The sequence below is a fragment of the Streptomyces sp. NBC_01210 genome (assembly GCF_036010325.1).
Lineage (GTDB): Bacteria > Actinomycetota > Actinomycetes > Streptomycetales > Streptomycetaceae > Streptomyces.
In genome coordinates, this window is record NZ_CP108549.1 from 1,256,400 (window position 1) to 1,281,136 (window position 24,737).

At 70.6% G+C, this 24,737-nt stretch carries 19 protein-coding genes and 2 pseudogenes; 12 read left to right on the forward strand and 9 right to left on the reverse strand.

The annotated features are described in order from the left end of the window. Nucleotides 1–93: 93 nt before the first annotated feature. From OG735_RS05505 to OG735_RS05515, 3 genes are read left to right on the forward strand one after another with little or no spacing between them, the layout of a single operon-like run. Nucleotides 94–936, forward strand: a complete 843-nt coding sequence (locus OG735_RS05505; RefSeq protein WP_327328640.1) for a hypothetical protein — start codon at nucleotides 94–96, stop codon at nucleotides 934–936. Next, nucleotides 936–3,212: a bifunctional serine/threonine-protein kinase/ABC transporter substrate-binding protein gene (locus tag OG735_RS05510; RefSeq protein WP_327322006.1), complete on the forward strand. Its 2,277-nt coding sequence runs from the start codon at nucleotides 936–938 to the stop codon at nucleotides 3,210–3,212. The genes OG735_RS05505 and OG735_RS05510 overlap by 1 nt, the downstream gene beginning before the upstream one ends. A 10-nt stretch (nucleotides 3,213–3,222) precedes the next feature. Continuing rightward, complete coding sequence (locus OG735_RS05515) at nucleotides 3,223–5,391, forward strand: bifunctional serine/threonine-protein kinase/ABC transporter substrate-binding protein (RefSeq protein WP_327322007.1); 2,169 nt, start codon at nucleotides 3,223–3,225, stop codon at nucleotides 5,389–5,391. Nucleotides 5,392–5,418: 27 nt separating this feature from the next. Here OG735_RS05515 and OG735_RS05520 read toward each other — a convergent pair whose 3' ends face one another. Further along, the gene (locus OG735_RS05520; protein ID WP_327322008.1) at nucleotides 5,419–8,346 is read right to left on the reverse strand and encodes a helix-turn-helix transcriptional regulator; all 2,928 of its coding nucleotides are present in this window, start codon (nucleotides 8,344–8,346) and stop codon (nucleotides 5,419–5,421) included. A 151-nt stretch (nucleotides 8,347–8,497) separates the two neighbouring features. Between OG735_RS05520 and OG735_RS05525 the strand changes: the two genes are divergently transcribed. The 4 genes and pseudogenes from OG735_RS05525 (at nucleotide 8,498) to OG735_RS05540 (ending at nucleotide 11,487) form a co-directional block, all read left to right on the forward strand. Then, entirely contained in the window at nucleotides 8,498–8,665 is a 168-nt protein-coding gene (locus OG735_RS05525) for a hypothetical protein (protein WP_327328641.1), read from the forward strand. Between the two features lie 112 nt (nucleotides 8,666–8,777). Continuing rightward, a complete protein-coding gene (locus tag OG735_RS05530; protein ID WP_327322009.1) occupies nucleotides 8,778–9,428 on the forward strand; it encodes a hypothetical protein in 651 nt (216 codons plus the stop codon). A gap of 195 nt (nucleotides 9,429–9,623) precedes the next feature. Continuing rightward, nucleotides 9,624–10,872: pseudogene (locus OG735_RS05535) on the forward strand (IS701 family transposase). A gap of 195 nt (nucleotides 10,873–11,067) precedes the next feature. Continuing rightward, a complete protein-coding gene (locus OG735_RS05540; RefSeq protein ID WP_327322010.1) occupies nucleotides 11,068–11,487 on the forward strand; it encodes a hypothetical protein in 420 nt (139 codons plus the stop codon). Nucleotides 11,488–11,500: 13 nt separating this feature from the next. Here OG735_RS05540 and OG735_RS05545 read toward each other — a convergent pair. The 4 genes and pseudogenes from OG735_RS05545 to OG735_RS05560 form a co-directional block, all read right to left on the reverse strand. Next, nucleotides 11,501–11,710: pseudogene (locus OG735_RS05545) on the reverse strand (IS5/IS1182 family transposase); the annotation flags it as partial. 12 nt (nucleotides 11,711–11,722) lie between these two features. Beyond that, nucleotides 11,723–11,872 (reverse strand): hypothetical protein, encoded by a 150-nt coding sequence (locus tag OG735_RS05550; RefSeq protein ID WP_327322011.1) that lies wholly within the window; start codon nucleotides 11,870–11,872, stop codon nucleotides 11,723–11,725. Nucleotides 11,873–12,114: 242 nt separating this feature from the next. Beyond that, nucleotides 12,115–12,537 carry a YjbQ family protein gene (locus tag OG735_RS05555; RefSeq protein WP_327322012.1) on the reverse strand — a complete coding sequence of 141 codons (423 nt, stop codon included), beginning with the start codon at nucleotides 12,535–12,537 and terminating at the stop codon, nucleotides 12,115–12,117. A gap of 123 nt (nucleotides 12,538–12,660) precedes the next feature. Next, nucleotides 12,661–13,566 carry a LysR family transcriptional regulator gene (locus tag OG735_RS05560; protein ID WP_327322013.1) on the reverse strand — a complete coding sequence of 302 codons (906 nt, stop codon included), beginning with the start codon at nucleotides 13,564–13,566 and terminating at the stop codon, nucleotides 12,661–12,663. A 141-nt stretch (nucleotides 13,567–13,707) separates the two neighbouring features. Between OG735_RS05560 and OG735_RS05565 the strand changes: the two genes are divergently transcribed. From OG735_RS05565 to OG735_RS05580, 4 genes are all read left to right on the forward strand, one after another. Beyond that, entirely contained in the window at nucleotides 13,708–14,862 is a 1,155-nt protein-coding gene (locus tag OG735_RS05565) for an NAD(P)/FAD-dependent oxidoreductase (RefSeq protein ID WP_327322014.1), read from the forward strand. A gap of 33 nt (nucleotides 14,863–14,895) precedes the next feature. Then, nucleotides 14,896–16,236, forward strand: coding sequence for a 2-oxoadipate dioxygenase/decarboxylase (gene hglS / locus OG735_RS05570; protein WP_327328212.1), 1,341 nt, complete (start codon nucleotides 14,896–14,898; stop codon nucleotides 16,234–16,236). Further along, a complete protein-coding gene (gene amaB / locus OG735_RS05575; RefSeq protein WP_327322015.1) occupies nucleotides 16,233–17,771 on the forward strand; it encodes an L-piperidine-6-carboxylate dehydrogenase in 1,539 nt (512 codons plus the stop codon). Before hglS ends, amaB begins: the two co-directional genes overlap by 4 nt. A gap of 86 nt (nucleotides 17,772–17,857) precedes the next feature. After that, the gene (locus tag OG735_RS05580; RefSeq protein ID WP_327328213.1) at nucleotides 17,858–18,937 is read left to right on the forward strand and encodes an NAD(P)-binding domain-containing protein; all 1,080 of its coding nucleotides are present in this window, start codon (nucleotides 17,858–17,860) and stop codon (nucleotides 18,935–18,937) included. Between the two features lie 6 nt (nucleotides 18,938–18,943). Here the strand turns inward: OG735_RS05580 and mltG are convergent, their stop codons facing one another. The 3 genes from mltG to OG735_RS05595 form a co-directional block, all read right to left on the reverse strand. Continuing rightward, the gene (mltG, locus tag OG735_RS05585; protein ID WP_327322016.1) at nucleotides 18,944–19,792 is read right to left on the reverse strand and encodes an endolytic transglycosylase MltG; all 849 of its coding nucleotides are present in this window, start codon (nucleotides 19,790–19,792) and stop codon (nucleotides 18,944–18,946) included. 110 nt (nucleotides 19,793–19,902) lie between these two features. Next, the gene (locus OG735_RS05590; RefSeq protein ID WP_327322017.1) at nucleotides 19,903–20,499 is read right to left on the reverse strand and encodes a hypothetical protein; all 597 of its coding nucleotides are present in this window, start codon (nucleotides 20,497–20,499) and stop codon (nucleotides 19,903–19,905) included. Nucleotides 20,500–20,538: 39 nt separating this feature from the next. Next, nucleotides 20,539–22,347 (reverse strand): ABC transporter ATP-binding protein, encoded by a 1,809-nt coding sequence (locus OG735_RS05595; protein WP_327322018.1) that lies wholly within the window; start codon nucleotides 22,345–22,347, stop codon nucleotides 20,539–20,541. A gap of 119 nt (nucleotides 22,348–22,466) precedes the next feature. On the opposite strand from OG735_RS05595, the gene OG735_RS05600 reads away from it, so the two are divergent. After that, nucleotides 22,467–22,928 (forward strand): MarR family winged helix-turn-helix transcriptional regulator, encoded by a 462-nt coding sequence (locus OG735_RS05600; RefSeq protein WP_327322019.1) that lies wholly within the window; start codon nucleotides 22,467–22,469, stop codon nucleotides 22,926–22,928. Between the two features lie 154 nt (nucleotides 22,929–23,082). On the opposite strand, the gene OG735_RS05605 is transcribed toward OG735_RS05600, so the two are convergent. After that, nucleotides 23,083–24,696 carry a peptide-N4-asparagine amidase gene (locus tag OG735_RS05605; protein ID WP_327322020.1) on the reverse strand — a complete coding sequence of 538 codons (1,614 nt, stop codon included), beginning with the start codon at nucleotides 24,694–24,696 and terminating at the stop codon, nucleotides 23,083–23,085. Nucleotides 24,697–24,737 lie beyond the last annotated feature (41 nt).

Sequence of the window (24,737 nt, forward strand, 5' to 3'; positions counted from 1 at the left end):
CGTAGCCGGATACGTGGTTCCACTGAGGTCTCTTCCCTCCCAGCCGTCTACGTTCGACGAGTCGGACGGCGCGAACGGTGTTGAGGGGACTGCGTGAGAGACAACACCCATGGAATGCGGGGCAGTTGGATGACCTTGCTGGTGGCGGGGAGTCTGCTGGCCGGGTGTTCGGCCCAGACGGACGACGGGGCTTCGCGGCAGAGCGGTTCGCCCTCGGCCAGGACGTCGCCGAGCACATCCACCAGTGCCTCGCCGAGCGCCGGGGCGACCCCGTCGGGCGACTCGTCCGCCGCCACTTCCGTCTTCACGCCGGATGCCTCCCTCGTCCCCCGGACCTCGAAGGACGGGCGCCGCCTGGCCGAGTCCGTCGTGCTCGCCCCGCGCGACTGGGGCCGGGGTTTCGTCGCCCAGGATCCAGGCGAGAGCACCCCGGGCACCTGGGCCGTGCTGAACGAGAGCTGTCGCTGGCAGCGTGAGAAGCTCCCGCACGGGGTGCTGGCGAGCGCGTCCCGCTACAGCAGGCTGCCTGCCGGCGGAGGCAAGGGCGCGGTCAAAGTGACGGCCGTAGCCACCGTGCACGCCGCCGTCCTCGGCGCCGACGAACAGCTGAGCACCACCCTCGAAGAGGTGCTGCGCTGCCCGGAACAGCGGCCCCGGTCCGACGAGCGGATCACGGGTCTGATGTCGCTCGGCATCCCCTTCGGCGCCCGCGAGCAGGAGTACGCCGACGACTCCGTCCTCGAGGCCGGTGAGTACGTCGGGAACGGCGGTGCCGCACAGCCGTACCGGTGGATGGTCGCCCGGATGGGCTCGGTCGTCGTGGCCGTCTCCGTAACGGGCGCGAAGGGGAACACCGCGCAGGAACTCCAACAACTGGGCAGCAAGGCCCTGGCTCAGATGCTGACGCGCATCGGGCAGCGGCTGAAGGGGAAGTGATGGAACCGCTGCGTACTTCCGACCCTGACAAGCTGGCGGGCCACCGGCTGCTCGGACGGCTCGGCGCGGGTGGCATGGGTGTGGTGTACCTGGCCCGCTCGGCCGGCGGAACCCTGGTCGCCCTGAAGGTGATCCAGGCCGAGTACGCCGAGGACGCCGATTTCCGGGAGCGGTTCCGGCGCGAGGCGGACACCGCCCGCCGGATGACCAGCCCGTGGGTGGCGTCCCTCGTGGACGCGGACCCCGAGGCGGCGCAGCCCTGGCTGGCGACCGAGTTCATCCCCGGCCCTTCGCTCGGCGAGGCCGTCGCCGCGCACGGGCCGCTGCCGGTGCGGAGCCTGCGGGTGCTGGGGGCGCGGCTCGCCGAGGCGCTGCGGGAGCTCCACGCGGTAGGTCTCGTGCATCGGGACGTCAAGCCCGGCAATGTGCTCCTGGCACTCGACGGACCACGGCTGATCGACTTTGGTGTGGCCCGTGATCCCGAGGACACCGCGCTCACCTCGACCGGTGTCGTGGTCGGCACGCCCGGGTTCCTGCCACCGGAACAGGCGCGGGGCGGGCGTGATCCGGGACCGGCCGGAGACGTCTTCTCGTTGGGCTGCGTGCTGGCCTTAGCGGCGATCGGCCGCCCTCCGTTCGGTACCGGGTCGCTCGACGCGCTGCTGTACCGCACCGTGCACGACGCGCCGGACGTGGAGGGTGTTCCGGCGGAGCTCGCCGAGGTGGTGGGCGGCTGTCTGGACAAGGACCCGGAGGTGCGGCCCACGGCCGAGGCGCTGTCCGAGGCCCTCACGGACGCCACGCCCTCGTCGCCCGCCGCGCACTCCGACCCGCGGGAGGCCCTGCGGGCGGTACGTCCTCAAGCGCCCGAGGATCAAATTCCCGGCGAAGAGGAGCGGGCCCCCGGCGACGAGGCCTGGCTCCCCGAGCCGTTGGTCCGGCTGATCGCGGAACGGTCGGCCGCCGGGCTCGCGCTGCCCGCCGTCGACGACACCGAGGTCGACCCCGCGTCCGCCGGCACCGCGCCGACGGACACCACAGCCACTCAGCCTCCGGCCCGTGCCGTCGGCAGGCGCCGTTTCCTGCTCCTGACCGGGGGCGCGGCGGCTGTCACGGCCGGGGGCGGACTGGCCGCGTGGTGGGCGCTCTCCCGTGACGGCAAGGACGACGGCCCCGCCCCGACGGCCACCGGTCCCGTGCACACCATCGGTCTGCACGCTGACCTGACCGGCGATCAGAAAGCGGGCGGCCGGGCGCAGGAGCGGGGGCTGCGGCTCGCGGTCGACGAGTTCAACTCCCGTGCGAACAGGCCCTTCACACTCGCCGTGAAGACAGTGGACGACGGCGGCGATCCGGCCCGGGCACCCGAAGCGGCCAAGAAGCTCGTCGCCGACCGTTCCGTGCTGGCCGTGATCGGTCCCACCACGGACGCCACCGCCCTGGCCTCGCTGGCGACGTACGACGCCGCCTCGCTGCCCCTGATCGCGGTGTCGCCCGGCGCCACCGTGCTGGGGGCGATGCGCAGCCGGTCCTTCCTGCACGCCCGGGTGACGGACACGATCCTGCCGTTCTACCTCGACGCGTATCTGCGCGGCACCGCGAAGTCGCGCACGGTCGGGATCGTCGACGACCGGGCGGCGGACGCCTACGCCTGGGAGATCAGCAGCGCCCTCGCCAAGATCCGTCGGGACGAACGGCAGCCGGCCGTGCCGAAGGTGGTCAGCGCGTTGCGCACCGATTTCGGGCCGACCCTGGACGCCCTGCTGGACGGGGGCGCCGACTCGGTGGTCTTCGCCGGCCATCACGACCGCGCCGCGCTGCTGGCCCGGGAACTGAGCAGCCGTGACTTTCCGGGGGCCAGGGCCGCCGCGCAGGGGGTGCTCGACGCCCGGTTCCTGTCCGCCGCGGGGGACGCGGCCGACGGCTGGGTGATCGTCGCCCCGGTCATGGACGCCACCGTGGCGCCCGAGGCGAAGGCGTTCACGGCCGCTTACCGCAAGCGTTTCGACGCGGAGCCGGAGCGGTACGCCGTCGAGACGTACGACGTGGCGCAGCTCGCCGTGAAGAGTCTGGGCTCACTGACCGCCGGGCACCGCACCCGGCAGAACCTGACGACGGCCCTGCGCTCGGCCACGTACAAGGGGATCTCCAGGAACCTCGCGTTCAACAAGGCGACCGGGGCCCTGGTCGTCGACGGCAGCGGGGTCTACCTGTGGAAGGTCGACGGCGGCCGGTTCGCCTACCAGGGCGTGGCGTCCTTCCAGGTGGCCAGCTGATGGGACGCTGATGGATTCGTTGCGCGGCGCCGACCCGGCCAGGATCGCGGGATACCGGTTGCTGCGTCGGCTGGGCGCGGGCGGCATGGGCGTGGTGTACCTGGCCCGCTCCCCCGGAGGTGCGCTCGCCGCGGTGAAGGTGATCCGCGCGGCGCACGCGGACGACGCGGGATTCCGGGCGCGTTTCCGCCGGGAGGTGGAGACGGCGGGCAGGGTCATCAACCCCTGGGTGGTGCCGCTGCTCGACGCGGACCCGGACGCCGAATCTCCGTGGCTCGCCACGGCGTTCGTGCCAGGGCCCTCGCTGGCGGAGGCGGTGGAGGAGTGCGGCCCGTTGCCGTACGGGACCGTCCGCGTCCTGGGGGCGCGGCTGGCCGAGGCGCTGGACGCGGTGCACGGGGCGGGTCTTGTGCACCGGGACGTCAAGCCCGGCAATGTGCTGCTCGCGGTCGACGGACCACGGCTGATCGACTTCGGTATCGCCCGGATGCCGGAGGACACCGCGCTCACCGCCAGCGGGATGGTGGTCGGCTCCCCCGGATTCCTCTCCCCCGAACAGGCCCAGGGCAGGGGCCGGGAGATCGGGCCGGCCAGTGACGTCTTCTCACTCGGATGTCTGCTGGCGTACGTCGTGACGGGGGAGCGCCCCTTCGGGCGGAGCTCCGCGGCCGAGATGTTGGTGCGCACGGTCCACGACGAGCCGGACCTGGACGGCGTACCGGAGCCGTTGCTGCCGCTGCTGCGGGCGTGCCTGCTGAAGGAGCCCGGCTCCCGGCCGGCCGTGGCCGAGGTACGGTGGGCACTGGACGGTGCGGGCGAGGGCGGGTGCTGGTTGCCGGAGTCCCTGATCCAGCTGATCGCGCGCCGTTCGACCGCCGTGCTCGCCCTGCCCGCCGTCGAGGCGACCGAGGTGTCCGGGGCGACGGCGGCCGACGCACCGCCCGGCGACGAGACGGCCGTCGGCCCGGGGGGCGCCACGCGCCGCCGCTTCCTGGTACTGGGATCGGCCGCCGGGGTCCTGGCGGCCGGCGGAACGGCGGCCTGGTGGACGGCGCGAAGTCCCGGCGGCACCTCGGCCCAGGGAAGCGGAACCCGGCTCCCGCAGCTGGTCGTCGCCCTGCACGCCGACCTGAGCGGCAGTGGCCGTACGACGGGCCATGCCCAGGAGAACGGAGTCCGGCTCGCCGTCGACCACCTCAACTCCCGCGCCGGCCGCGGCTTCGACCTGGCACTCCAGGTGCACGACGACGAAGGCAGGGCGGCCCGGGCACCGCAGGTCGCCCGGCGGCTCGCGGCCGACGACCGGGTCCGCGCGGTGCTCGGACCGACCACCGACGCCTGTGCGAAGGCCACTCTCGGCCTCTACCAGCAGGCACGGCTCCCGATGGTCACCGTGTCGGTCGGGCTCGACGAGGTGTCCCCCACCGACTACCGGGTGTACGCGGCCACCCGCCCCAATGACGGGACCCTGGCGGCGCCGGTCGTCGCGTACCTCGTCCGCACCGCCGGGGCCCGCAGAGCGGTGCTGATCGACGACGCCGCCGAGGGCGACTTCAGCTGGCGTCTGTGCGCCGGCGTCGACGAGGCCGTGCGATCCGGGCAGCGCACCACGGTCCGGCGCACCCTCGCCGCCGAGGACGACTCGGCCGACGACTTCCGTGCCCTCGCGGAGTCGGTGACGGATGCCGGTGCGGACGCGGTGGTGTTCGCCGGCGGGTACGCGCGGGCGGCGCGGCTGGCCCGCGCGCTGCGCTCCGCCGGCTACTCCGGTGCGCGGCTGGCCACCCAGCGCGCCCTTGACTCCCGCTTCCTCGCCTCGGCGGGCGACGCCGCCGACGGCTGGGTGTTCGCCACTGCCTTCCTCGATCCGACCCGGGTGACGGCCGCGAAGTCGTTCGTCACCGCCTACCGCGCACGCTTCGCCACCGCCCCGCCCTGGTACTCCGCCGAGGCCTACGACGCGACGCTCTTCGTGGCCCGCGCCATGACGACCCTGGGCGCGTCCCGTGCGGAGCGTGGCGCGATCGTGGGCCGGTTGCGCGAGACCGACTACCGGGGGATCACCAAACGGCTGCGCTACGACTCGTCCACCTACCGCTACACGGACGCGATGTACCTGTTCCGGGCGACCGGGGGCGCCTTCCGCTGCCTCGGCGACTACCGGGACGCCACAGCCTGAGCCACGCGTCGTACCACAACACGTTCGTCACCCGCGCCGGTCGAGGGCGGCACGCGTCATGAGGCCTGCCAGCGCCGAGCGGGACGACACGGAGGTCTTCCGGTAGATGGCCGACAGGTGGGTTTCGACCGTGCGGCGGCTGAGGTACAGCTTCGTCGCGATGGCCTGGTTGCTCAGTCCTTCGGCAACGAGTTCGGCAATCTCCCGTTCACGTGTGGTCAGTTGGTCGAGCTCCGTGGGTGCGCGCAAGGTTTCCTCGGCCTGGGGGCGCACGATCGAGGCCAGGTCGGACAGCAGGCGCGCGCCGCCGTCGTCGGCGAGACGGCGGGCCCGCTCCCACATCGCGACGGCGCGCGGACCGTCGCCCGCTGCCTGCGCCTGGACAGTCGCCAGCAGCAGGGAGTACGCCTCCCACACCGCCGCACCGGAGGGGGCGTACGCCTGCGCGGCGCGCTCGAAGAGGTCTGCGGCCGCGCGGGTGTCACCGTGATGTTGGGCGAGCGCCGCCTCGGCACGCAGTGCCGCCCCGCGCTGACCGTGAAGACCCATCCGGTCGGCTTCCTCGACGGCTTGTGCGGCCCAGCGCGCGGCCTGATCGGCGTCGCCGACCGCGATGGCGGTGCCGACGAGGGTTTCCAGCTGGCCAGGGCGTATGGAGGGCTGCAGCCCCAGCAGTTCGGGACCGCCGGCCTTCAGGATGGCGTCCTGCGCACGGTGCGGGTCGCCGCTCACGTGCGCCGTGTGGCCGAGCACGCACCTGGCCAACGACGCCCACCAGTGTCTGCTTCCGCCGGCCGCAGCCACGGCCTCCTCTGCGGTCGTCAAGGCCGTGGTGTCGCCCAGGGGGCAGCGCAGGAGAAGGATCAGCGCCTTGAAGCACAGAGTGAAGGCCAGGAGATCACTGCTGCCAATGGCTCGTGCGATGGATTCCGCCTCCTCGGCCGACTCCAGGGCGGACGGCAGCCGACAGGTGTTGAGGTGCACAAAGGCCTTGCTGCTCAGCAGGTGTGGCAGGACGTGGACCTGACCGCTGCGGCGGGCGATGTCCAGACCCCGGTCGGCGTGGCGTTCCGCGTCGGCATAGCGCTCGAGCAGGGCTTCCGCCCAGGCCAGCCACACCAGCGACTCGCACAGTTCCGTGAGGTTGGGGTCGGTCAGACCGTCTGCGAGCCCGGCGGCGACATCGGCGAGCCGGCGGGCCGCCGCCGTCTCCCCTTCGTATGCCTCTCCCAACGACCCCAGCGCCAAGGCCCCCATCTCTCCCATGAGGTCGCCGTGGGAGCGGGCCACCGAGAGCGTCCGCTCGATCTCGTCACGTACGTCGGGGTAGGAGACGGTGTTCAGGGCGGCCATGCCCAGCGCGAGTCCCAAGGAGACCGCCTGGCGGGGCTCGGGGCCGGGACTGCGGGCCAGTTCCCGCTGCAGCAGGGCTGTCGCTTCCGGGGAGTGTCCGAGATGCCGTTCCATCATGGCGCACAGCGCTATCGCATCCCTGCGCAGCGATGCGTCGTCCGGCCCGGACCTACTGATCAGCGTGTGGAGCAGGTCACGGCTTTCCCGCAGGCTGCCGCCCACAGCGAGTGCTCTGGCGCGCGCCAGCGTCAACTCTCCACGCTGTTGTGCGCAGGCGGGCGTGTCCGGCATGAGCCGGAGGACGACGTCCAGCAGATGAGCGGCCGTCGCGGGCGCCGTGTGGGCGCACTGGGCGGCCGCCTCACTCAACACGGCCGCCGACACGGGATCCCAGCCGACCAGCGACCGCTCGACGTGATGAGCACGCTCGGCGGCGGAGGCACCTGCCCGGGCCAGTTCGTCCGCCGCGCCGCGGTGGATCTCGGCACGGCGTGGTGCGGCGGTGTTCTCGTAGACCAGTGCCCGCAGCAACGGGTGGCGCAGTGTCCAGCGGCCGTCGGACCCCATGCGCAGCAGATCGCGCCGCTCCAGTGCACCGATGCAGTCGTCGAGTTCCTCCGGCGTGGTGTGTCCGGTCGTCAGGCTCAGCATTGTGGGCGTGGCATGGTCGCCGAGGACCGCCACTGCTTCGGCGGTACGGCGCTGCGTCGCGGTCAGCGCAGTCAGTTCGTCCAGGAGCAGGGATCCCAGTCCGCTCGGCACTGCGGACGCGGTGTCGTCGTGGGCCCGGACGGTCGTGCCGCGCGACGACGCGCCATGCCGGTAGGCGTGCAGAAGGCAGTGGAGGTACAGCGGGTTGCCCTCGCTGGATTCATAGATCTGCTTCGCGTCGCCGGGTGGCAGGTCGGAGGCGAGCGCCTCGACAGACGCCTGCTCGGGCAGCGGTCGCAGCGCCATGCGCAGTACGGCCCCACTGTCGACGCCGCGTCTCAGAGCAGCGGCAAGGGAGTGCGGCGTCTGCCGTTCTCGTCGGGCCACGACCAGAAGCACCCGGCCGCCCACCGGGTGCCGGATCACATGGTCCAACAACTCCAAAGACGCGGGATCCGCCCAGTGCAGGTCATCCAGGGCCATCACCAACCCGCTGCGCTCCCCGAGCCTGGTCAGCACTTCCGCGACGGCGCGATAGAGGCCGAACCGGTCACGGTTGCCCGAACCCGAACCCGAATCCGAGCCCTGCACACTGTCGGCTCCGCGCAGCACCGTTGCCGCCACCTCGGGCACGGCATCCGAGTCGAGAAAGGCACGATCGACGTCGGCGAACGCGTCCGTGAACGTCTGGAACGGAGTGTGCTGCTCGTACTCCGTGGCCCTGCCCCGCAGCACGGTCAGCCCATCCTGCCGCGCCCGCGCACAGAGCTCGCTCAGCAGCCGGCTCTTCCCCATGCCGGCGTCTCCGGCGATGTCTACGACAGCGGGAACACCATCCTGCCCCAGACTGCCGATCACCGAGATGAGCCGCTTCAGTTCGTCAGCTCTGCCGACCAGCATCGTCGCCGTCTCGTCCCCCGCCGGTTCCACCGCGTCCCCATTCCCCACCACGTCCGCGTGTTCATTCCCGAGTGGTCGCTCCTCCGCAACCCTGCCTGCACAACCAGCCGATACCTTCACAGAACGTCATCATCCCCGGCGGGAGCCGACTGCACAGTCCCTGGGGGCGCCATTCGACCAGGTAGATTCCGGACTGGCCTCCGTGCCCCACCGTAATGCCCGGCTGACGGTTCGCGGCAAGGAGCTGCTGGTCGGACGTGTCTGCGCCGGCCGCCCCATCGCACATGCCGCGCTCCACGACGTCGAGGCGATCACCGTCCAGGACGGCCTCATCCGGGAGGTTCAGGTCCTCTTCGACGGCAGGGTGTGAACACGCGGTCTCCGTAGCCCTTTACGTAGTTTCACCGATGTTTTGCGGCGACCCGGTGCGTGAAGATGGGGGGCGAACGGACTTCCCGGGGTGGAGCGAAAGGAGGTACGTGGTGGGCTGGATCATTGGTTTCGCCGTCATCTTGGCCCCGTTTCTGATCGGACTCACCTTCGCGGTCCGTACCGCTCGTCGGGTCGGCAAGGCGGAGCGGGCGATGCGCGTCCTGGCCGCCCGTCCCGGCTGGCAGCGAATCGAGCGCGGCAAGGACGGAGAGGAGTGGGCCGGGTACGCGGGCCACTTCCCCTGGCTGTTGCGAACGTGGCACGGAAGCACCGTTACCGGCCAACTCGGCGACCACCAGGTCACCGTCGCCAGGCGTTACGAGCAGATTTCGCGCAGGGACGACCAGCACTGGCTGATCGTGTGCTTCGACCTTCGGGGCAGCGGACCGAACCTACGTCTGGAGCGCCACTGGAGTGCGGCGGAGCTCAATCTCACCTTCTCCAAGGATCTGCCGTACCTGACGATGAGCGACGACTCCGCGGGGACGGCCGAGCGGTTCTACGCCTCGGATCTGCCGAAGCGCCTGGTGAGGTTCGCCGGACCGGCGGTCTCGTTCAGGGAGGACGGGGCGTGCTTCGTGTACCCGCTGCCCGAGGTTGTGGACATGGAGAAGCTGCTGGAGGAACTGGCCGGGCTGCTTCCGGACCTCGCCGCGCTCGCCCGGGACGCCGCCCGGGAGGACGAGGCGGACAACACATGACCGATCGGCGCCCGCGACAGACCCTGGGGGTGTCAGGGGAGGGCGTGCCAGACCGCGCGACCCGGCAAGATCCACAACACCCCTAGTAGTGCTTCGTCACTTCTGCCGATCTTGCCTGGTCACCGGCATGGTGGTGGGTATGAGGCTCGGGGAGGTGGAACGGCTCCAGGGTGAGTATCGGAGTTCGTTGCCGATGTGTTTGGGTCCCTACCGCGGCGGGATCCGCGTCGGTGGGGCGAGTGTTATCTGCGGGGTCTGATGCTGGACGGTCGGCGCAAGTCGATCCAGCCGACGGCCGAGCGGCTGCCGGATGGGAACATACAGGCCCTGCAGCAGTTCGTGAACCAGTCACCATGGCAGTGGACGCCAGTGCGGCGACAGATCGCCCAGAAGCCGTGCGAGGCGGTCCGGGCCGAGGTGTGGGTGGTCGACGACGTGTCGTTTCCCAAGTGCGGCACCGCTTCAGTCGGAGTGGCCCGCCAGTACTGCGGTGCTCTGGGCAAGCGGGCCAACTGCCAGGTCGCAGTCGGCGTGCACGCGGCCACCGACACCGCCTCCTGCCCGCTGGAGTGGGAGTTGTTTTTGCCCCAGGAGTGGGCGAACGACGACACCGACGGCAGCAGCCAGGGTGCCCAGCGACGTCGAGCATGTCTCCAAGACCCGATTGGCCCTGGGCTTGTTGAACCGGCCGGCCACCTGGTTGCCGACGGTTCCGGTGACCGTGGCCGACGCCGGCTACGGCCGCAGTGTCTCCTGCCGGCTCGCCCTGGAGGAACACGGCTGGTCATACGTGGTAGCGGTCGATCCCAAGGAGATCGACCGCCCGGCTTCGGCCGAGCCCTGTCAGCCCGCCTACGGCGGGCTGGGACCACCCACTCTGCCCCGCTGTCGCGAATCGGCTCAGCCCTTGCCCCAGCTGATCGATACCAAGACGCGGTTTGAGGAAGTCATCTGGCGTGAGCGCAGCAAGGGCGCGATGACCTCCCTCTTCGCTGTGCTTGAGGTGCGGCCGCCAGGCAAGGAAGCTTGTCGCACCGCCCAGGAACAGGCCGGCGGGCGCAACCGGTGGGACGGGGTGCTGCCGCTGCGGACCCTGCTGGTCGAAGAGCCCGAAACAGCGGCCGAGCCGACCGGCTACTGGATGACCAACCTGCCTGCCACTACCCCGATCGCCGATCTGGTGCGGTGGGCGAAGATGCGCTGGCGCATCGAGCACGACTACCGCGAACTCAAACACGGCCTGGGCCTGGACCACTTTGAAGGCCGCACCTGGCGCGGCCGGCACCACCACGTCACCCTCGTCACCGCCGCCCGGGCCTTCCTCACCCTGCGACGGATCGGCCCACCGCGCGTCAGCCGGCTCCCCAACCTGCCCACACTCTGCCTGAACAGCCGAAACGGCCCGCCGAACACCCGACGGACTGTCATGAAATACCGAGGTTAACGCGCGCTTACGTAGTCGAAATAAGTGGTTTCACCGATGCGCTCGGCCGTTACTCTGCGAGAGGGTCAGGGCGTTCCGGGAAGCGGGATAATTCCGAGGCTCTCGTCGTGTGACGGCGGAGCCGAAGGCTTCGCGTTTCCCACGGAAGTCAATCTCACAAGATGACTTCCTCAACTAGCTTCGTGGAGACGGATCATGCGCTTACCTGCCCTGTGTGTCACCGTCGCGGTCGTGGCCGCGACGATTGCGGGAGGAGCGGCTCCAGCCGCTGCCGACACCGCGGCCAGCACGGTCAACCTGGATGCCGGTGCCGGCCTCCACCACAATTCCGCGACGGTGATCTATGAGCACGTCGACGGCGCGGTGAACTCGGTCAAGATCATCTCGCTGCAGGCCTTCTCCGGCGAGCCCGACTGCGTCTGGGTGGAGTGGAACGACCCGAAGGACGTGGGGGACGGTTGGACCGCCCTCAACTCCGAGCCCCCGTGTTACGGCGGCAGCATGGGGGAGACGCTCAACCGGATCATCAAGGCACCCAAGGGCCATCAGCTCAAGGTGCGCTTGGCTGCCTACCACGGTTCCGAACTGGTCCACAAGGACATCGCAAAGCTCTAGGCCGTTTTTCGGATCACCTCGCTGACCAGATGAAGATGGCTGCGATGTGGAGTCCGGCGAGGTAGATGGTGACGGTCTTGTCGTAGCGGGTGGCCAGGCCGCGCCACTGTTTGAGCTTGTTGATGCAGCGTTCGACGGTGTTGCGTCGCTTGTATGCCTCGCGGTCGAAGGCTGGCGGACGGCCGCCGTGGCTGCCCAGACATTTGCGGTTCGCAGCTTGGTCGGCGGGCTGCCCTCAGCCGTACAGCCGCAGGCCCTCCAGCTGATCCCGGGCGATCTGCTGGAGGGCTTCCTCGGCCTTGTGCCGCACGCTGGTACGGGTGCGTTTGTACCGGAACCCGTACCATTTGAGCAGGACGGAAAGCCGCGCCGAGTGGACGTTCACGCCGCGTTCTGCAGCCCGGGTGAACCTCCAGGGTCGATCGCGTCGCGTCACGAGTCCTCGTCCGCTGTCACTCAGGCCCACCTGTGCTGGATGTTTCCGCGATCCGGGCTGTCGACGCGGGTCAACTGGTCAGCCGCGGTGTGGTTCCTGTACCACCAGCAGACGAAGAATCCGCTGAAACGGCAGACAAGAAGGCCACTTGGTGGGGCCGGGGATGCCGGGTAAGGCCGCGCTCGCGACCACTACCCAAGGAAAGTCAACCGCACTTGACGGTTGGCATTGTCTTTATTGGTATCCACCAGGCAGACCGACTGCCAGGTGCCGAGCTCCAGCCGGCCGCCGATCACCGGCAGCGTGGCGTGCGGCGGCACCAGGGCGGGCAGTACGTGGTCCCTGCCGTGGCCCGGGCTGCCGTGCCGGTGCTGCCAGCGGTCGTCTGCAGGCAGCAGGGTGTGCAGCGCGGCGAGCAGATCGTCGTCGCTGCCCGCGCCGGTCTCGATGACCGCGACGCCCGCCGTCGCATGCGGGACGAAGATGTTGAGCAGGCCGTCCCGGCCGCTCGCGGTCTCCTGGAGGAATAGTTCGCAGGCGTGGGTCAGATCGGTCACCGTCTCGACGGAGCCGGTGGTGATGGTCAGGATCCTGGTGGTGAACTGTCCGGGCATGGGTCCATCTTCTCGTCCATTCGGCAAGATCGCCCATGCCCGGACCGAGGACGCACTCGCGCGGGACCTCGTTCGACAGCGCACCTACGAAGGCGCGGTGACCGGGTGTCGGCGCGCACGGCGTCAGGGCTCAGCCGTCGCCGCCCGCCGCAGTGCCTCGATGAGCACCTCCACCGACGGCCGCCCCCGCGAGGCGGCGCGTACGGCCACCACGACATGCCGCTCCACCAGGTCGTCGAGGGGCACCGAGGCGATGCCCTCCGAGCGCAGCCTCAGCATCAGCCCGGTCAGCGGTGCCACGCCGAGACCCGCCCCGACCATGGCCAGGGAGGTCGCGGTGTCGGTGACCTCATGGGCGACGCGCGGTTCGAATCCGGACCGGCGGCAGGCGGTACGCACCGCACGTCCGTAGTACGTATGCGGCGCGGGCAGGATCCAGTCCCGGCCGGCCAGCTGGGTCAGCCGCCAGGACGTCGCGTCGGGCGGCGCCTGATCGGCCGGCACAGCCACTGCGAAGCGCTCCGAGTGGAGTCGTACCAGCTCAGAGGCCTCGTCCCGGGCGAGCGGAGCGTCCGGATAGTCGAGCCCGAGCGCCAGGTCCACCCGACCGGCGGAGACCTCCGCGTGGGCTTGGTCGACGTCCACCTCCTGGCTCACCACCTCGACCCCCGGGTGGTGTTCGCCGAGCCAGCGCAGGGCCGGCGGAAGGAAGGCCGCTGCCGCTGTGCCGAACACGCCGAGCCGCAGCCGCGCCGAGACCTCCGTGCGGGTGCGCTCGATGGCGGCCGCCGCCTCGGCCTGGGCCCGCAGGATGCGGCCGGCGTGGACGACCAGCGTGTGCCCGGCGTCCGTGAGCTCGACCCGTCGCCCGACTCTCCGTATCAGCCGCGCGCCCGCGGTCCGCTCCAGCTGGGCAATCTGCTGGGAGATCGCGCCAGGGGTGTAGCCAAGGGCCGCAGCGGCGGCCGTCATGGTGCCGTAGCGGTCCAGTTCGGCCAGTGCGCGCAGATGTACTCCACCCAGTTCCATGGAGAGGATCTAAAAGATCGACTGCTGAAACTGTCAATGGACGCGAAGAGTCGGTGGCGTCCACCATGGCTGTCACCGGACGGACTCCGCCTCATGCCGCGATCCACCGCGATGTGTCGAGCAGACGGGACGGCTCTATTCATGGTTCACAGCGCTGAGGTCGTCATCATCGGCGGTGGCGTCGTCGGGGCGAGCATCGCCTTCCATCTGGCAGAGGCCGGGGTGCGGGACGTCCTGGTTCTGGAGCGCGACGAACCGGCGTCGGGCTCGTCGGGCAAGCCGATCGGCGGGATTCGCGCCCAGTTCTCGGATCCGCTCAACATCAGGCTGGGGCAGCGCAGTCTGGAGGCCTGGCGGGCCTTCAACGCCCGCCCCGGGGCCGACATCGGCATGGAGAGCGTCGGCTACCTCTTCCTCCTCGGCAGCAAGGCCGAGGAGGCGACGTTCCAGCAGGCCGTCGACGTACAGAACGAGCTCGGTGTCCGCAGCAGGATCATCACGCCCCGCGAGGCGCACGAGCTGTGCCCCTACGTGGATCCGCATTCCGTCGTCGCCGCCGCGTACTCCCCCGATGACGGCTATGCGCTGCCGAAGGCGGCCGTGCACGGCTATCTGCGCGCCGCCCGGCGCCTCGGCGCGACCCTCCGTACGCACTGCACCGTCACCGGCATCGATGTCGGCGGCGGGCGGGTGCGGGCGGTGCGTACGACGTCGGGGACGGTGCGCACCTCGACGGTGGTCTGCGCCGCGGGTCCCTGGTCCGCGGCCGTCGGCGCGATGGCCGGTGTGGAGCTGCCCGTCACCCCGCTGCGCCGGCAGATCGCGCTGACCGGGCCGCTGAGTCCCGCGCCGCCGAGGGTCCCCTTCACCCTCGACTTCGACTCCACGCTCTACTTCCACAACGACGGAGCGGGCGGGCTGGTCCTCGGCCTGTCCGACCCGCGCCAGGAGCCGGGATTCGGGCGCGAGTTCAGCCAGGAGTGGCTGGAGCCGTTCCGCGAGGCGGCGGCCCGGCGGGCACCTGCACTGGCCGGCCTTCAGGCCCGGAGCGGTTGGGCCGGGCTGTACGAGATGACTCCGGACCGCAATGCACTGATCGGCCGGGCGGGCGAGGTGAACGGCTTTCTGTATGCCACCGGATTCTCCGGGCACGGCTTTCTGCAGGCGCCCGCGGTCGGCGAGACCGTCCGTGACCTCTACCTCGACAGGACGCCGTTCATCGATGTCGGGCCGCTCGCCGCGACCCGCTTCGAGGGACACGCCGCGGCCGTCCGCCCCGAGGCCCACATCATCTGATCCCGCAGTACACCGGAAGGTATGGAGGACCGCATGATTCCCCTGTGGCGGCTGCGCGCCGCGTTCGCCCGCCGTCTCTCCGACATGTACGGCATGGAAGTCCCCGCGTACACCACGCTTCTGGAGGTGTCGGCGCAGGTCAACGACGAGGTGATCAGCAAGGGCGGCGACACGGGACGGCTCGGCGGTATCGAGCGGGTCACGGCGGAGCGGCACGGCGCCATCCGGGTCGGTACCGCGCGCGAGATGCGCCAGGCCGCCCAGGTCTTCGCCGCGCTGGGCATGGAGCCGGTGGGCTTCTACGATCTGCGCGAAGCCGCGGCCAGCGCCGTCCCGGTCGTGTCCACCGCCTTCAGGCCCATCGAGGCCGAGGAGCTGGAACGCAATCCCTTCCGGGTCTTCACCTCCATGCTCACCACGGCCGACCGGCGCTTCTTCGACGCCGGACTCGAGGCCCGGCTGGAGTCCTTCCTCGGCCGGCGCGAGCTGTTCCCGCCGGAGCTCCTCGACCTGGCCGCGCGGGCCGAGCGGGAGCAGGGCCTCGACGAGGCAGCGGCAGAGCAATTCCTGACGCTGGCGGTCGCTGCTTTCGAGCTCTCGTCACAGCCCGTGGACCGCGCCTGGTACGCGGAACTGGAGCGGATCTCCGCCGTCGCCGCCGACATCGGCGGCGTCACCAGCACCCATATCAACCACCTCACCCCCCGCGTACTCGACATCGACGAGCTCTACCGGCGGATGGCGGACCGCGGCATCACGATGATCGACCGGATCCAGGGCCCGCCGCGCTGGGACGGCCCTGACGTGCTGCTGCGCCAGACATCGTTCCGGGCCCTGGCCGAGCCCCGCCGCTTCCGTGAACCCGACGGCAGTGTCGCCGCCGGTTCCCTGCGGGTCAGGTTCGGCGAGGTCGAGGCGCGCGGCATCGCGCTCACCCGTTCGGGCCGCGCCCTCTACGACGAGCTGATCGGCGAACCGGCCGAGGTCTGGGCCGGCCGCTTCCCGCGTACCGAACACCAACTGGCCGTCCAGGACAAGGCGTTCTTCCGCTACGAGCCGGTAGCGGGCCGACCCGGCGACGGCCGCCGCCCGCCGGAGGATCTCGCAGGCCTCCTCGACGGGGGCTGGGTGAGCGCCCACCCCATCGTCTACGAGGACTTCCTGCCCGCGTCTGCCGCCGGCATCTTCCAGTCGAACCTCACCGACGAGGGCACCCGGGACACCACCGCCACCGGCGCCCACTACGACCAGCAGTGGCTCTCCGGCGTACTGGAGCGCCCGGTCCACGACCCCTTCGACCTCTACGCCGCTCAGCAGGACAGCTCACTTCGGCAGGCCCGCCGGGCCCTCGCACTCTCCAAGGACACGTCTTGACCACCAACGGCATCACGCTCCCCGACAACGATTCCCTGCGCACCCGGGCGGAGGAGAGCCTGCTCCGTTGCGGTGCGCAACTTCCCCCGGGCGGTGGCGATCTCGTCGCCCGCACACCGCTGACCGGCGAGGCTCTCTTCACGCTGCCCGCCACGCCGCCCGAGCAGGCCGACGCGGAGATCGGCGTGGCCGAAGAGGCGTTCAGGCAGTGGCGTACCGTTCCCGCGCCGCAGCGTGGCGCGCTGGTCAAGCGGCTGGGCGAGCTGCTGACCGAGCACAAGGAGCACCTGGCGGACCTCGTCACCATCGAGGCCGGCAAGATCCGTTCCGAGGCGCTCGGCGAAGTACAGGAAATGATCGACATCTGTGAGTTCGCGGTCGGGCTCTCGCGTCAGCTGTACGGCCGGACCATGGCCTCCGAGCGGCCGGGTCACCGGCTCTCGGAGAACTGGCACCCGCTGGGTGTTGTCGGTGTGATCTCCGCCTTCAACTTCCCGGTCGCCGTCTGGTCGTGGAACACCGCGCTCGCACTGGCCTGCGGCGACACGGTCGTCTGGAAGCCCTCGGAGCTGACCCCGCTGACCGCTCTCGCCTGCGACGCCCTGCTCGCCCGCGCAGCCGCCGACACCGGTGCGCCCGCGGGTGTGCACCGGCTGCTGCTCGGCGGGCGCGAAGCGGGTGAGCGGCTGGTCGACGACGCGCGGGTGGCCCTGGTGAGCGCGACGGGATCGGTCCGTATGGGACGCGAGGTCGCCCCCCGTGTCGCCACCCGATTCGGCCGCTGTCTGCTCGAGCTGGGCGGGAACAACGCGGCGATCGTCACTCCGTCGGCCGATCTCGACCTCGCCGTGCGCGGGATCGTCTTCTCCGCCGCGGGCACCGCGGGCCAGCGCTGCACCAGCCTGCGCCGCCTGATCGTCCACGAGGACATCGCGGACCGGCTGGTGGAGAAGATCGTCCACGCCTACGGCCAGCTGCCGGTCGGCGACCCGTTCCAGGAGACCACCCTGGTGGGCCCGCTGATCTCCGGCACGGCGCACCGGAGTATGGCCGAGGCGCTGGCGGCGGCCGAGGCCGACGGCGGGAAGATCCTGACCGGCGGCGACCGGCAGCCGGCGGAGCAGGCGCCGGAGGCGGCGTATGTACGGCCCGCGGTCGTGCGGATGCCCGCGCAGACCGCCGTGGTCCGCCGGGAGACGTTCGCCCCGATTCTGTATGTGCTCAGCTACCGGACGCTGGAAGAGGCGGTCGCGCTGCAGAACGGGGTCCCGCAGGGCCTGTCCTCCAGCATCTTCACGCAGGACCAGCGGGAGGCGGAGCGCTTCCTGGCCGCCGACGGCTCCGACTGCGGTATCGCCAATGTCAACATCGGCACGTCCGGTGCGGAAATCGGCGGAGCATTCGGCGGGGAGAAGGAGACCGGCGGCGGCCGCGAGTCCGGCTCGGACGCCTGGAAGGCGTATATGCGCCGGGCCACCAACACGGTGAACTACTCGGACAGCCTGCCGCTGGCTCAGGGGGTCAACTTCCTCTGATCCTTCCGATTCCGCTCAGCGGAGCGGAGCGGAGCGGGAAGATCCACGACCCCGGCGCGGTTGGTAGAACCGTGAACAACTTCGGGGTGCGGGACGTGGACGTGGTCGTCATCGGCGCCGGACAGGCGGGACTGTCCGGCGCCTACCATCTGCGACGCGCCGGACTGGAGCCGGACCGCGATTTCGTGGTGCTCGACCATGCCCCGCGGGCCGGCGGAGCCTGGCAGTTCCGCTGGCCCTCGCTGACGTACGGCAAGGTGCACGGCATGCATGCTCTGCCTGGCATGGAGCTGACCGGGGCCGATGACGGGCGGCCCTCCTCCGCGGTGATCGGCGAGTACTTCTCGGCGTACGAGGAGCGCTTCGACCTGAAGGTTCACCGGCCCGTCGATGTCACGGCGGTGCGCGAGGGCGAGGACGGGCGGCTGGTCGTCGAGACCTCGGAGGGGAGCTGGTCGGCGCGGGCGCTGATCAATGCGACGGGCACCTGGGACCGTCCGTTCTGGCCGCGCTACCCCGGCCAGGAGACCTTCCGCGGGCGGCAGTTGCACACCGCGAACTACCCGGGGCCCCAGGAGTTCACCGGGCAGCGCGTGATCGTGGTGGGCGGTGGCGCCTCGGGGACGCAGCATCTGATGGAGATCGCGGAGGTGGCCGCGGACACGACCTGGGTGACGCGCCGGCCGCCCGTCTTCCGCGAGGGGCCGTTCGACGAGGGCGCCGGCCGGGCGGCGGTGGCCATGGTGGAGGAGCGGGTTCGGCGCGGACTGCCGCCGATGAGCGTGGTCTCCGTCACCGGGCTGCCGGTCAACGACGCCGTACGCCGCGCCCGCGCGAACGGGGTTCTGGACCGGCTGCCGATGTTCGACCGGATCACTCCGACCGGGGCCGCCTGGGACGACGGGCGGACGGTGGAGGCGGATGTGATCCTCTGGGCGACCGGTTTCCGCGCGGCGATCGACCACCTCGCACCGCTGCGGCTGCGCGAGCCGGGCGGCGGCATTCAGGTGGAGGGCACCCGCGCCGTCCGGGACGCCCGCATCCATCTGGTCGGATACGGGCCTTCGGCCTCGACGATCGGCGCCAACCGGGCGGGCCGGGCGGCGGTCCGTGAGATCAAGCGGCTGCTGGAGCGCGAGGGCGAGATCGAACCGGCCCTGGTCTGACGGCCGTCAGCCGCCGTTGCCCGCGCTCCTGCGCTTGGCGTTGAACTCCTCGACATTGCGCCGGTGATCCTCGTAACTGGCGGTGAAACGGGTGTCCCCGGGCGCCACGGTGACGAAGTAGAGCCACCCCCCGGGCGCCGGATTGACCGCCGCGTTCATCGCCTCCTCCCCCGGATTGTCGATCGGAGTGGGCGGCAGCCCCCGGCGTTCATAGCTGTTGTACGGACTGTCGAGCTTGATGTCGCTCGCTGTGGTGTCCAGGGTGCTGCGGTTCAGCGCGTAGTTCAGCGTCGAGTCCATCTGCAGCGGCATCCCCTGGGCGAGCCGGTTGTAGATGACCCGCGCCACCTTCCCCATGTCCTGGGGCGTATCGGCCTCGGCCTGCACAATGCTGGCGACGTTCACGGTCTGATAGGCCGTCGCTCCGCTGCGCTGGGCGCCGCTGCTGATGTGCATGGCCCCGAACCGCTGCCCGGCCGTGTTGACCATATAACTGAGCAGGGTCGTGGGCGTGGTCTTGGAGTCGACCGGATACGTGGCCGGGAAGAGGTAACCCTCGGGATTGCCCCTGGCGTCGGCGGGCAGTTTCAGTTTCGCCGCGCCTGCCGCCTTCCGGGTGGTGCCGGGTGCCACGTCGAGGGCCTTGTCGACCGCCGCGTACACCTGCGAGGCGCGCCAGCCCTCGGGCACGACCAGTGTCGCCTTCTTCTCCGTGGTCTCCTTCGGCAGCAGGAGCGGCACCAGTACCGCGGCAGCCGCGACGACGACCGCGCTCACCACGATCAGGACCAGCCGGCCACGGCGGGTCAGGCGGAGCCTGCGACCGGGCTGTGCCGACGACGGTTCGTTCCTCATACGGGCACGCTAACCCGGAGCCCGCGCCGATCACGGCACCCGGCGAGGCGCGAGACAGGCTCCGCCGGGTGCGCCGTACGTCGGGAGGTCGTGATGTCTACCGCGCAGGTCTACCGCACGAAGGGCGGCAGCGCGGCGAACTCCGGTACCACCTGGACCGCCTCGGCAAGGGTGTCGAGGGTGCGCCTGACCCTGGTCAGCGGGTGGTCGGGGAACTGCGCGTCCCACTGGGCATGGTCGGCGGCGTGGAAGGGCAGACCGCCCTGGACCTCCGGCGCGTACGGGTGCGGCCTGAAGTACTTGTCGGTGCCGACCTGGGCCATCACCATGGCCTCCCGCATTCCCGTCATGCCGCGCTCGGGCGCCTGGATCTTCACCACGGTGCTGCATGTGGCGCGCGGCACGGTGAAACTGCCGATGAACGCCTGGCCCGCGGTCTGTCCCGGCAGCGGCAGCTTGAGTATCTGCTTCAGCGCGGGCAGCTGCCCCAGACTCTTCACCGAGGCCTCGATCAGACCGCCGCCCGCGTCGGCCGTGTGGCGGGTGAGTGCGGCACGCAGCGCGGGACCGTCGTCGAGCGAGGCGGGCAGGTCGGGCGGCAGCCCGAAGAAGTGCAGCGACAGCACATCGCCCTGGTCGTTCGCCCATACGTCGTTGTCGACGGGCCGGTATCCGGGCAGTTCCTCCACCCCAAGAAGAGCTCTCATGGGCGGTGATCATGCCGTACCGGACGAGGGCGGTCCGTGTCAGGGTGCGACGGGGGCCAACTGCGCGTCCCTGCGCACCAGAGCGGCATAGCGGCCGTCCCGCTCGAGCAGCTCCTCATGGCTGCCTCGCTCGGCTATGCGCCCCGCGTCGAGAACGACGATCTGGTCGGCGTCCCGGACCGTGGAGAGGCGGTGGGCGATGGTGATGGTCGTACGGCCTGCGGAGAGTGCGTCGATGGCCTGCTGCACGGCGTGCTCCGTACGGGTGTCGAGGGCGCTGGTCGCCTCGTCGAGGATGAGGACGGGCGGATCGCGCAGGATGGTGCGGGCGATGGCGAGCCGCTGCTTCTCACCGCCGGAGAAGCGGTAGCCGCGCTCGCCGACCAGGGTGTCGTAGCCGTCGGGCAGGGACGCGATGTGGTCGTGGATCTGCGCGGCGCGGGCAGCCGCCGCTATCTCCGCGTCGGTGGCGTCCGGTTTGGCGAAGCGCAGATTGTCGGCGACGGAGGCATGGAAGAGGTACGTCTCCTGGGAGACGACGCCCACGGCCCGGGCGAGAGTGTCGAAGTCGAGGTCGCGCACATCGATGCCGTCGACCGTGACCCGGCCGCCGGTGACGTCGTACAGCCGGGGCACCAGATAGCTGAGCGTGGACTTTCCGGAACCGGTGGGCCCGACGACGGCGAGGCTGCCACCCGCCGGCACCGTGACATCTATCCCGTCGAGGGTCGGCCGGGCCTGCTTCGCCTCGTAAGCGAAGTCGACGTCCTCGAAGCGCACTTCGCCGCGGACCTTTTCGAGCCGGATCGGTTCGACAGGCTCGGTGATGTCGACCGGCAGGTCCAGATACTCGAAGATCCGCTGGAAGAGAGCGAGCGAGGTCTGCATCTGCACTCCGGTGGAGAGCAGGCTCACGGCGGGCCGGAACAGGCCCTGCTGGAGCGAGACAAAGGCGACGAGCGTGCCGATGGAGATCGCGGGTCCGCCGGACTGGAGCGCCAGGCCCGCGGCCCAGTAGATGAGGGCGGGCATGGCGGCCATGACGATGCCTATGGTCGACATCCGCCACCGGCCGGCCATGCTGGAGCGCACTTCGAGGTCGACGAGGCGCTCGGACTCCTCGGCGAAGGACCTGGTGAGCGAGTCGGCCCGGCCCATTGTGCGGCCGAGCAGGATGCCGCTGACGGAGAGCGACTCGGTGACGGTGGCTGCCATGGCGGCCATCTGCTTCTGCCGCTGCGTGGTGATCTTCTTGCGCTCGCGGCCGACCCGGCGGCTGATCCAGACGAACAGCGGCAGCAGGAGCAGCGAGACGGCGGTGAGCCGCCAGTCCAGCGCGAGCATCGCGACGACGGTGGCGACCACGGCCGTGAGGTTGGAGACCAGGGAGGTCGCGGTGGAGGTCACGGTCGCCTGCATCCCGCCGATGTCATTGGCGATGCGCGACTGGACCTCTCCGGTGCGGGTCCTGGTGAAGAAGGCGAGCGGCATGCGCTGCAGCTGGGCGTAGACGGCGGTGCGCAGGTCGTGCATGACGCGCTGGCCGACGGTGGTGGATATCAGCGTCTGGAGCACACCGAAGACGCTGTTCATCACCGCCGTGAGGATCATGCCGAGGGCGAGCAGGCTGAGCAGCCCGGTCCGGCCCTGCGGGATGGCGGTGTCGAGGATCTCGCGCAGCAGGAACGGCGAGGCGACCGAGACGAGCGACGCGGCTGCGACGAGCAGCCCGACGATCGCGAGCCGGCCGCGGTAGGGATGGAAGAGCCGGAGGATGCGCCGCACCTCTGCGGGCGGCTGCTCCGGGTCCTTGGGCGGGGGTGTCCAAGTGACGGCTTCGGGGTGCATGGGCTCCTTCGACAGGGGCTGAGTCGGGGGTGGGACAGGGGCGGTTCAGCAAAGTTTTGGAGAGCTTAGCTCACTGTTACCTATATTCACAATGAGCCTGCTCCTGATATTGTTCCGGCATGCTGTACTCATCTTCCGGGGCATCCGACGCCGACGGCCTGCTGGCCGAGCAACTGCTGCGGCTGACGCGACGACTCCACCGCAGTCAGAAGCGGCAGCTGGAGTCGGCCGACATCGCGATCACACCCGCGCAGTCCCGGCTGCTGCGCACCGTCGCGCATTACGACCAGCCGCCGCGCATGGCCGATCTCGCCGCGCGCCTGGAAGTGGTACCTCGCGCCGTGACCAGCCTGGTCGACGGCCTGGAGACGAGCGACTGCGTCCGCCGCATCCCCGATCCGAGCAATCGCAGAGTGACCCGGATCGAGCTCACCGACACCGGCCGCGCCACGCTCCGGGCGCTGCGCAGCGCCCGCCGCGCGGCCGCGGAGGACATCCTGGCTCCGCTGACCGCCGAACAGCGCGAGGTGTTCGGCGGGCTGCTGTCCACCCTGGTCGACGGACCGGGACCACGCTGCTGAAGGACCGGGCGACGGGACGCAGCGCCCACTCCGCACTGCTGGAGCGGGAGCGTACGACCCGTCGCGGTCCACGCCGCCTACCGCGGCAACTCACCTTCGGCCCCTGCGGTCGACGCGGTCGACGCGCGCCTGCGACCCAGTGCCCGTGCCCGCTTCAGCAGCGCAGCCGGTCTTCGGTCAGCGTCCCCTGGACGGTCCGCAGACTGCGGTCGTAGCAGCCCCCGGAGCCGTACAGCCGGTAGCGCTCCACCGTCGTCCCGACCGCGTGCCGCTGGTCGCGCGGCACATTGGCGGTGTAGGTCGCATCGCCGCTGTACGTGTCGTCGAGCCGCGACCAGGTCAGGCGCTTCCCGCCCTGTGCGACGACCGCTTCGGCCTTGTCCCCGAGGGTGAGGACGGTACGCAGGCGGTCGCCCGCGCCCAGCGTTGTGACTCCGTCCATGGTGTACGTCCGGTGCGTGGCCGAGATCCGGCGTCCGCTGGTCACCGTCCCGTCGTCCGTCCAGGTGCCCTTGAGCGCGTCCAGGTTCTCGCCCTCGGTCCAGCGGTGTACGGAGGTGTTGCCCAGCACTCGGGTCACGGTTGTCGCGACGCGACCGTGCGAGGTGTTGAGGTGACCGGCGACGGTGAGCCGATGACCGCCCTTGGTGTCGAGCCGGTGCTCGGAACCGGGCGTGTATGTCACCGAGTTGACGGGCGCGCTCTCCTCGTGGCGGGTCAGCGCGCCGGTGACGACATCACTCCCGTTGTCCTGCCACACCAGCACATTGGTGGGCGTGCTCCAGCCGGTCCGGCCGGCCGGGACTCCGACGACGGACACCTCGACGCTGTGCGGCCGGCCGTCGTTGAGCCGCGCGGCGAAGGGCGTGAGGTCGTACTGGATCGGCTTGATGTCGAACGCGCGCGGCCCCGGCGTCACGTACCAGAGGAAGGGGTTGGACCAGCCGCCCGTCCAGACCGTCGGGAACGGCGCGGCGATTCCCGCGAGCCGTCCGTCCACCTTGATCTGCACCTCGCGGTACGGACCACCCGCGGCTTTGCACGAGTACGGGGCGGTGTCCGGGACGGTCAGATACCAGTACTCCTCGCAGCCGCCGCCCGATCCGGTGGCGTACACCTCGGCAAGGATCCGCTCGGAGTTGCGCGGAGTGGTGAGCGAAGTGCCGTCGAGGGCAAGCACCTTGTCCGGCACCCTGGCCGGCGCCTCGTCGGGCAGCGCTGCCGGCTTCGCGGCGCGCTCGGCCGCGTAGAAGGTCAGTGTGACCTTCACGTCGAAGACGCCGGTGTACGTCTCATTGACGACATTGCCGATGAGCATCTCGACCGGCTGGGTACGGCGCAGGATGTCGCTGTAGCGCGTGACGTCCTTCTCCACCGACCAGGCGATGCCGTCCGGCGAGGGCTGCGGCGTTGAGGTGCGCAGGATCTCCACGCCGCCGACGGCGAGATGCCCGAGCCGGTCGTACTGCCGCCCCTTGACGCTCCCGTCGAGCCGCAGCACCACCTTGCTCCAGCGGCCGCCGCATCCCTTCGGCGGTGCGTAACTCCCCTTGTACGGCGTGAAATCACGGAACTGCGCCTCGGCGACGGTCACTTGGCAGGACTTCGCAGGGGGGCGGGTGACGGGAGGCACGGCCGTGACCGGGTCGTGCCAGTCGGTGCCGAACTCCACGGGCGGTGTATCGGCCGCCGCGGCGGGTCCGGCGCCGAGCAACGACCCCGCGGCCAGCGTCAGTCCGGCGAGCATGGACATGATCTGTCTCTTCATGCGTCAGGAGTGAAGCGTGCGGCAGGTCAGGTGCGCCAGAG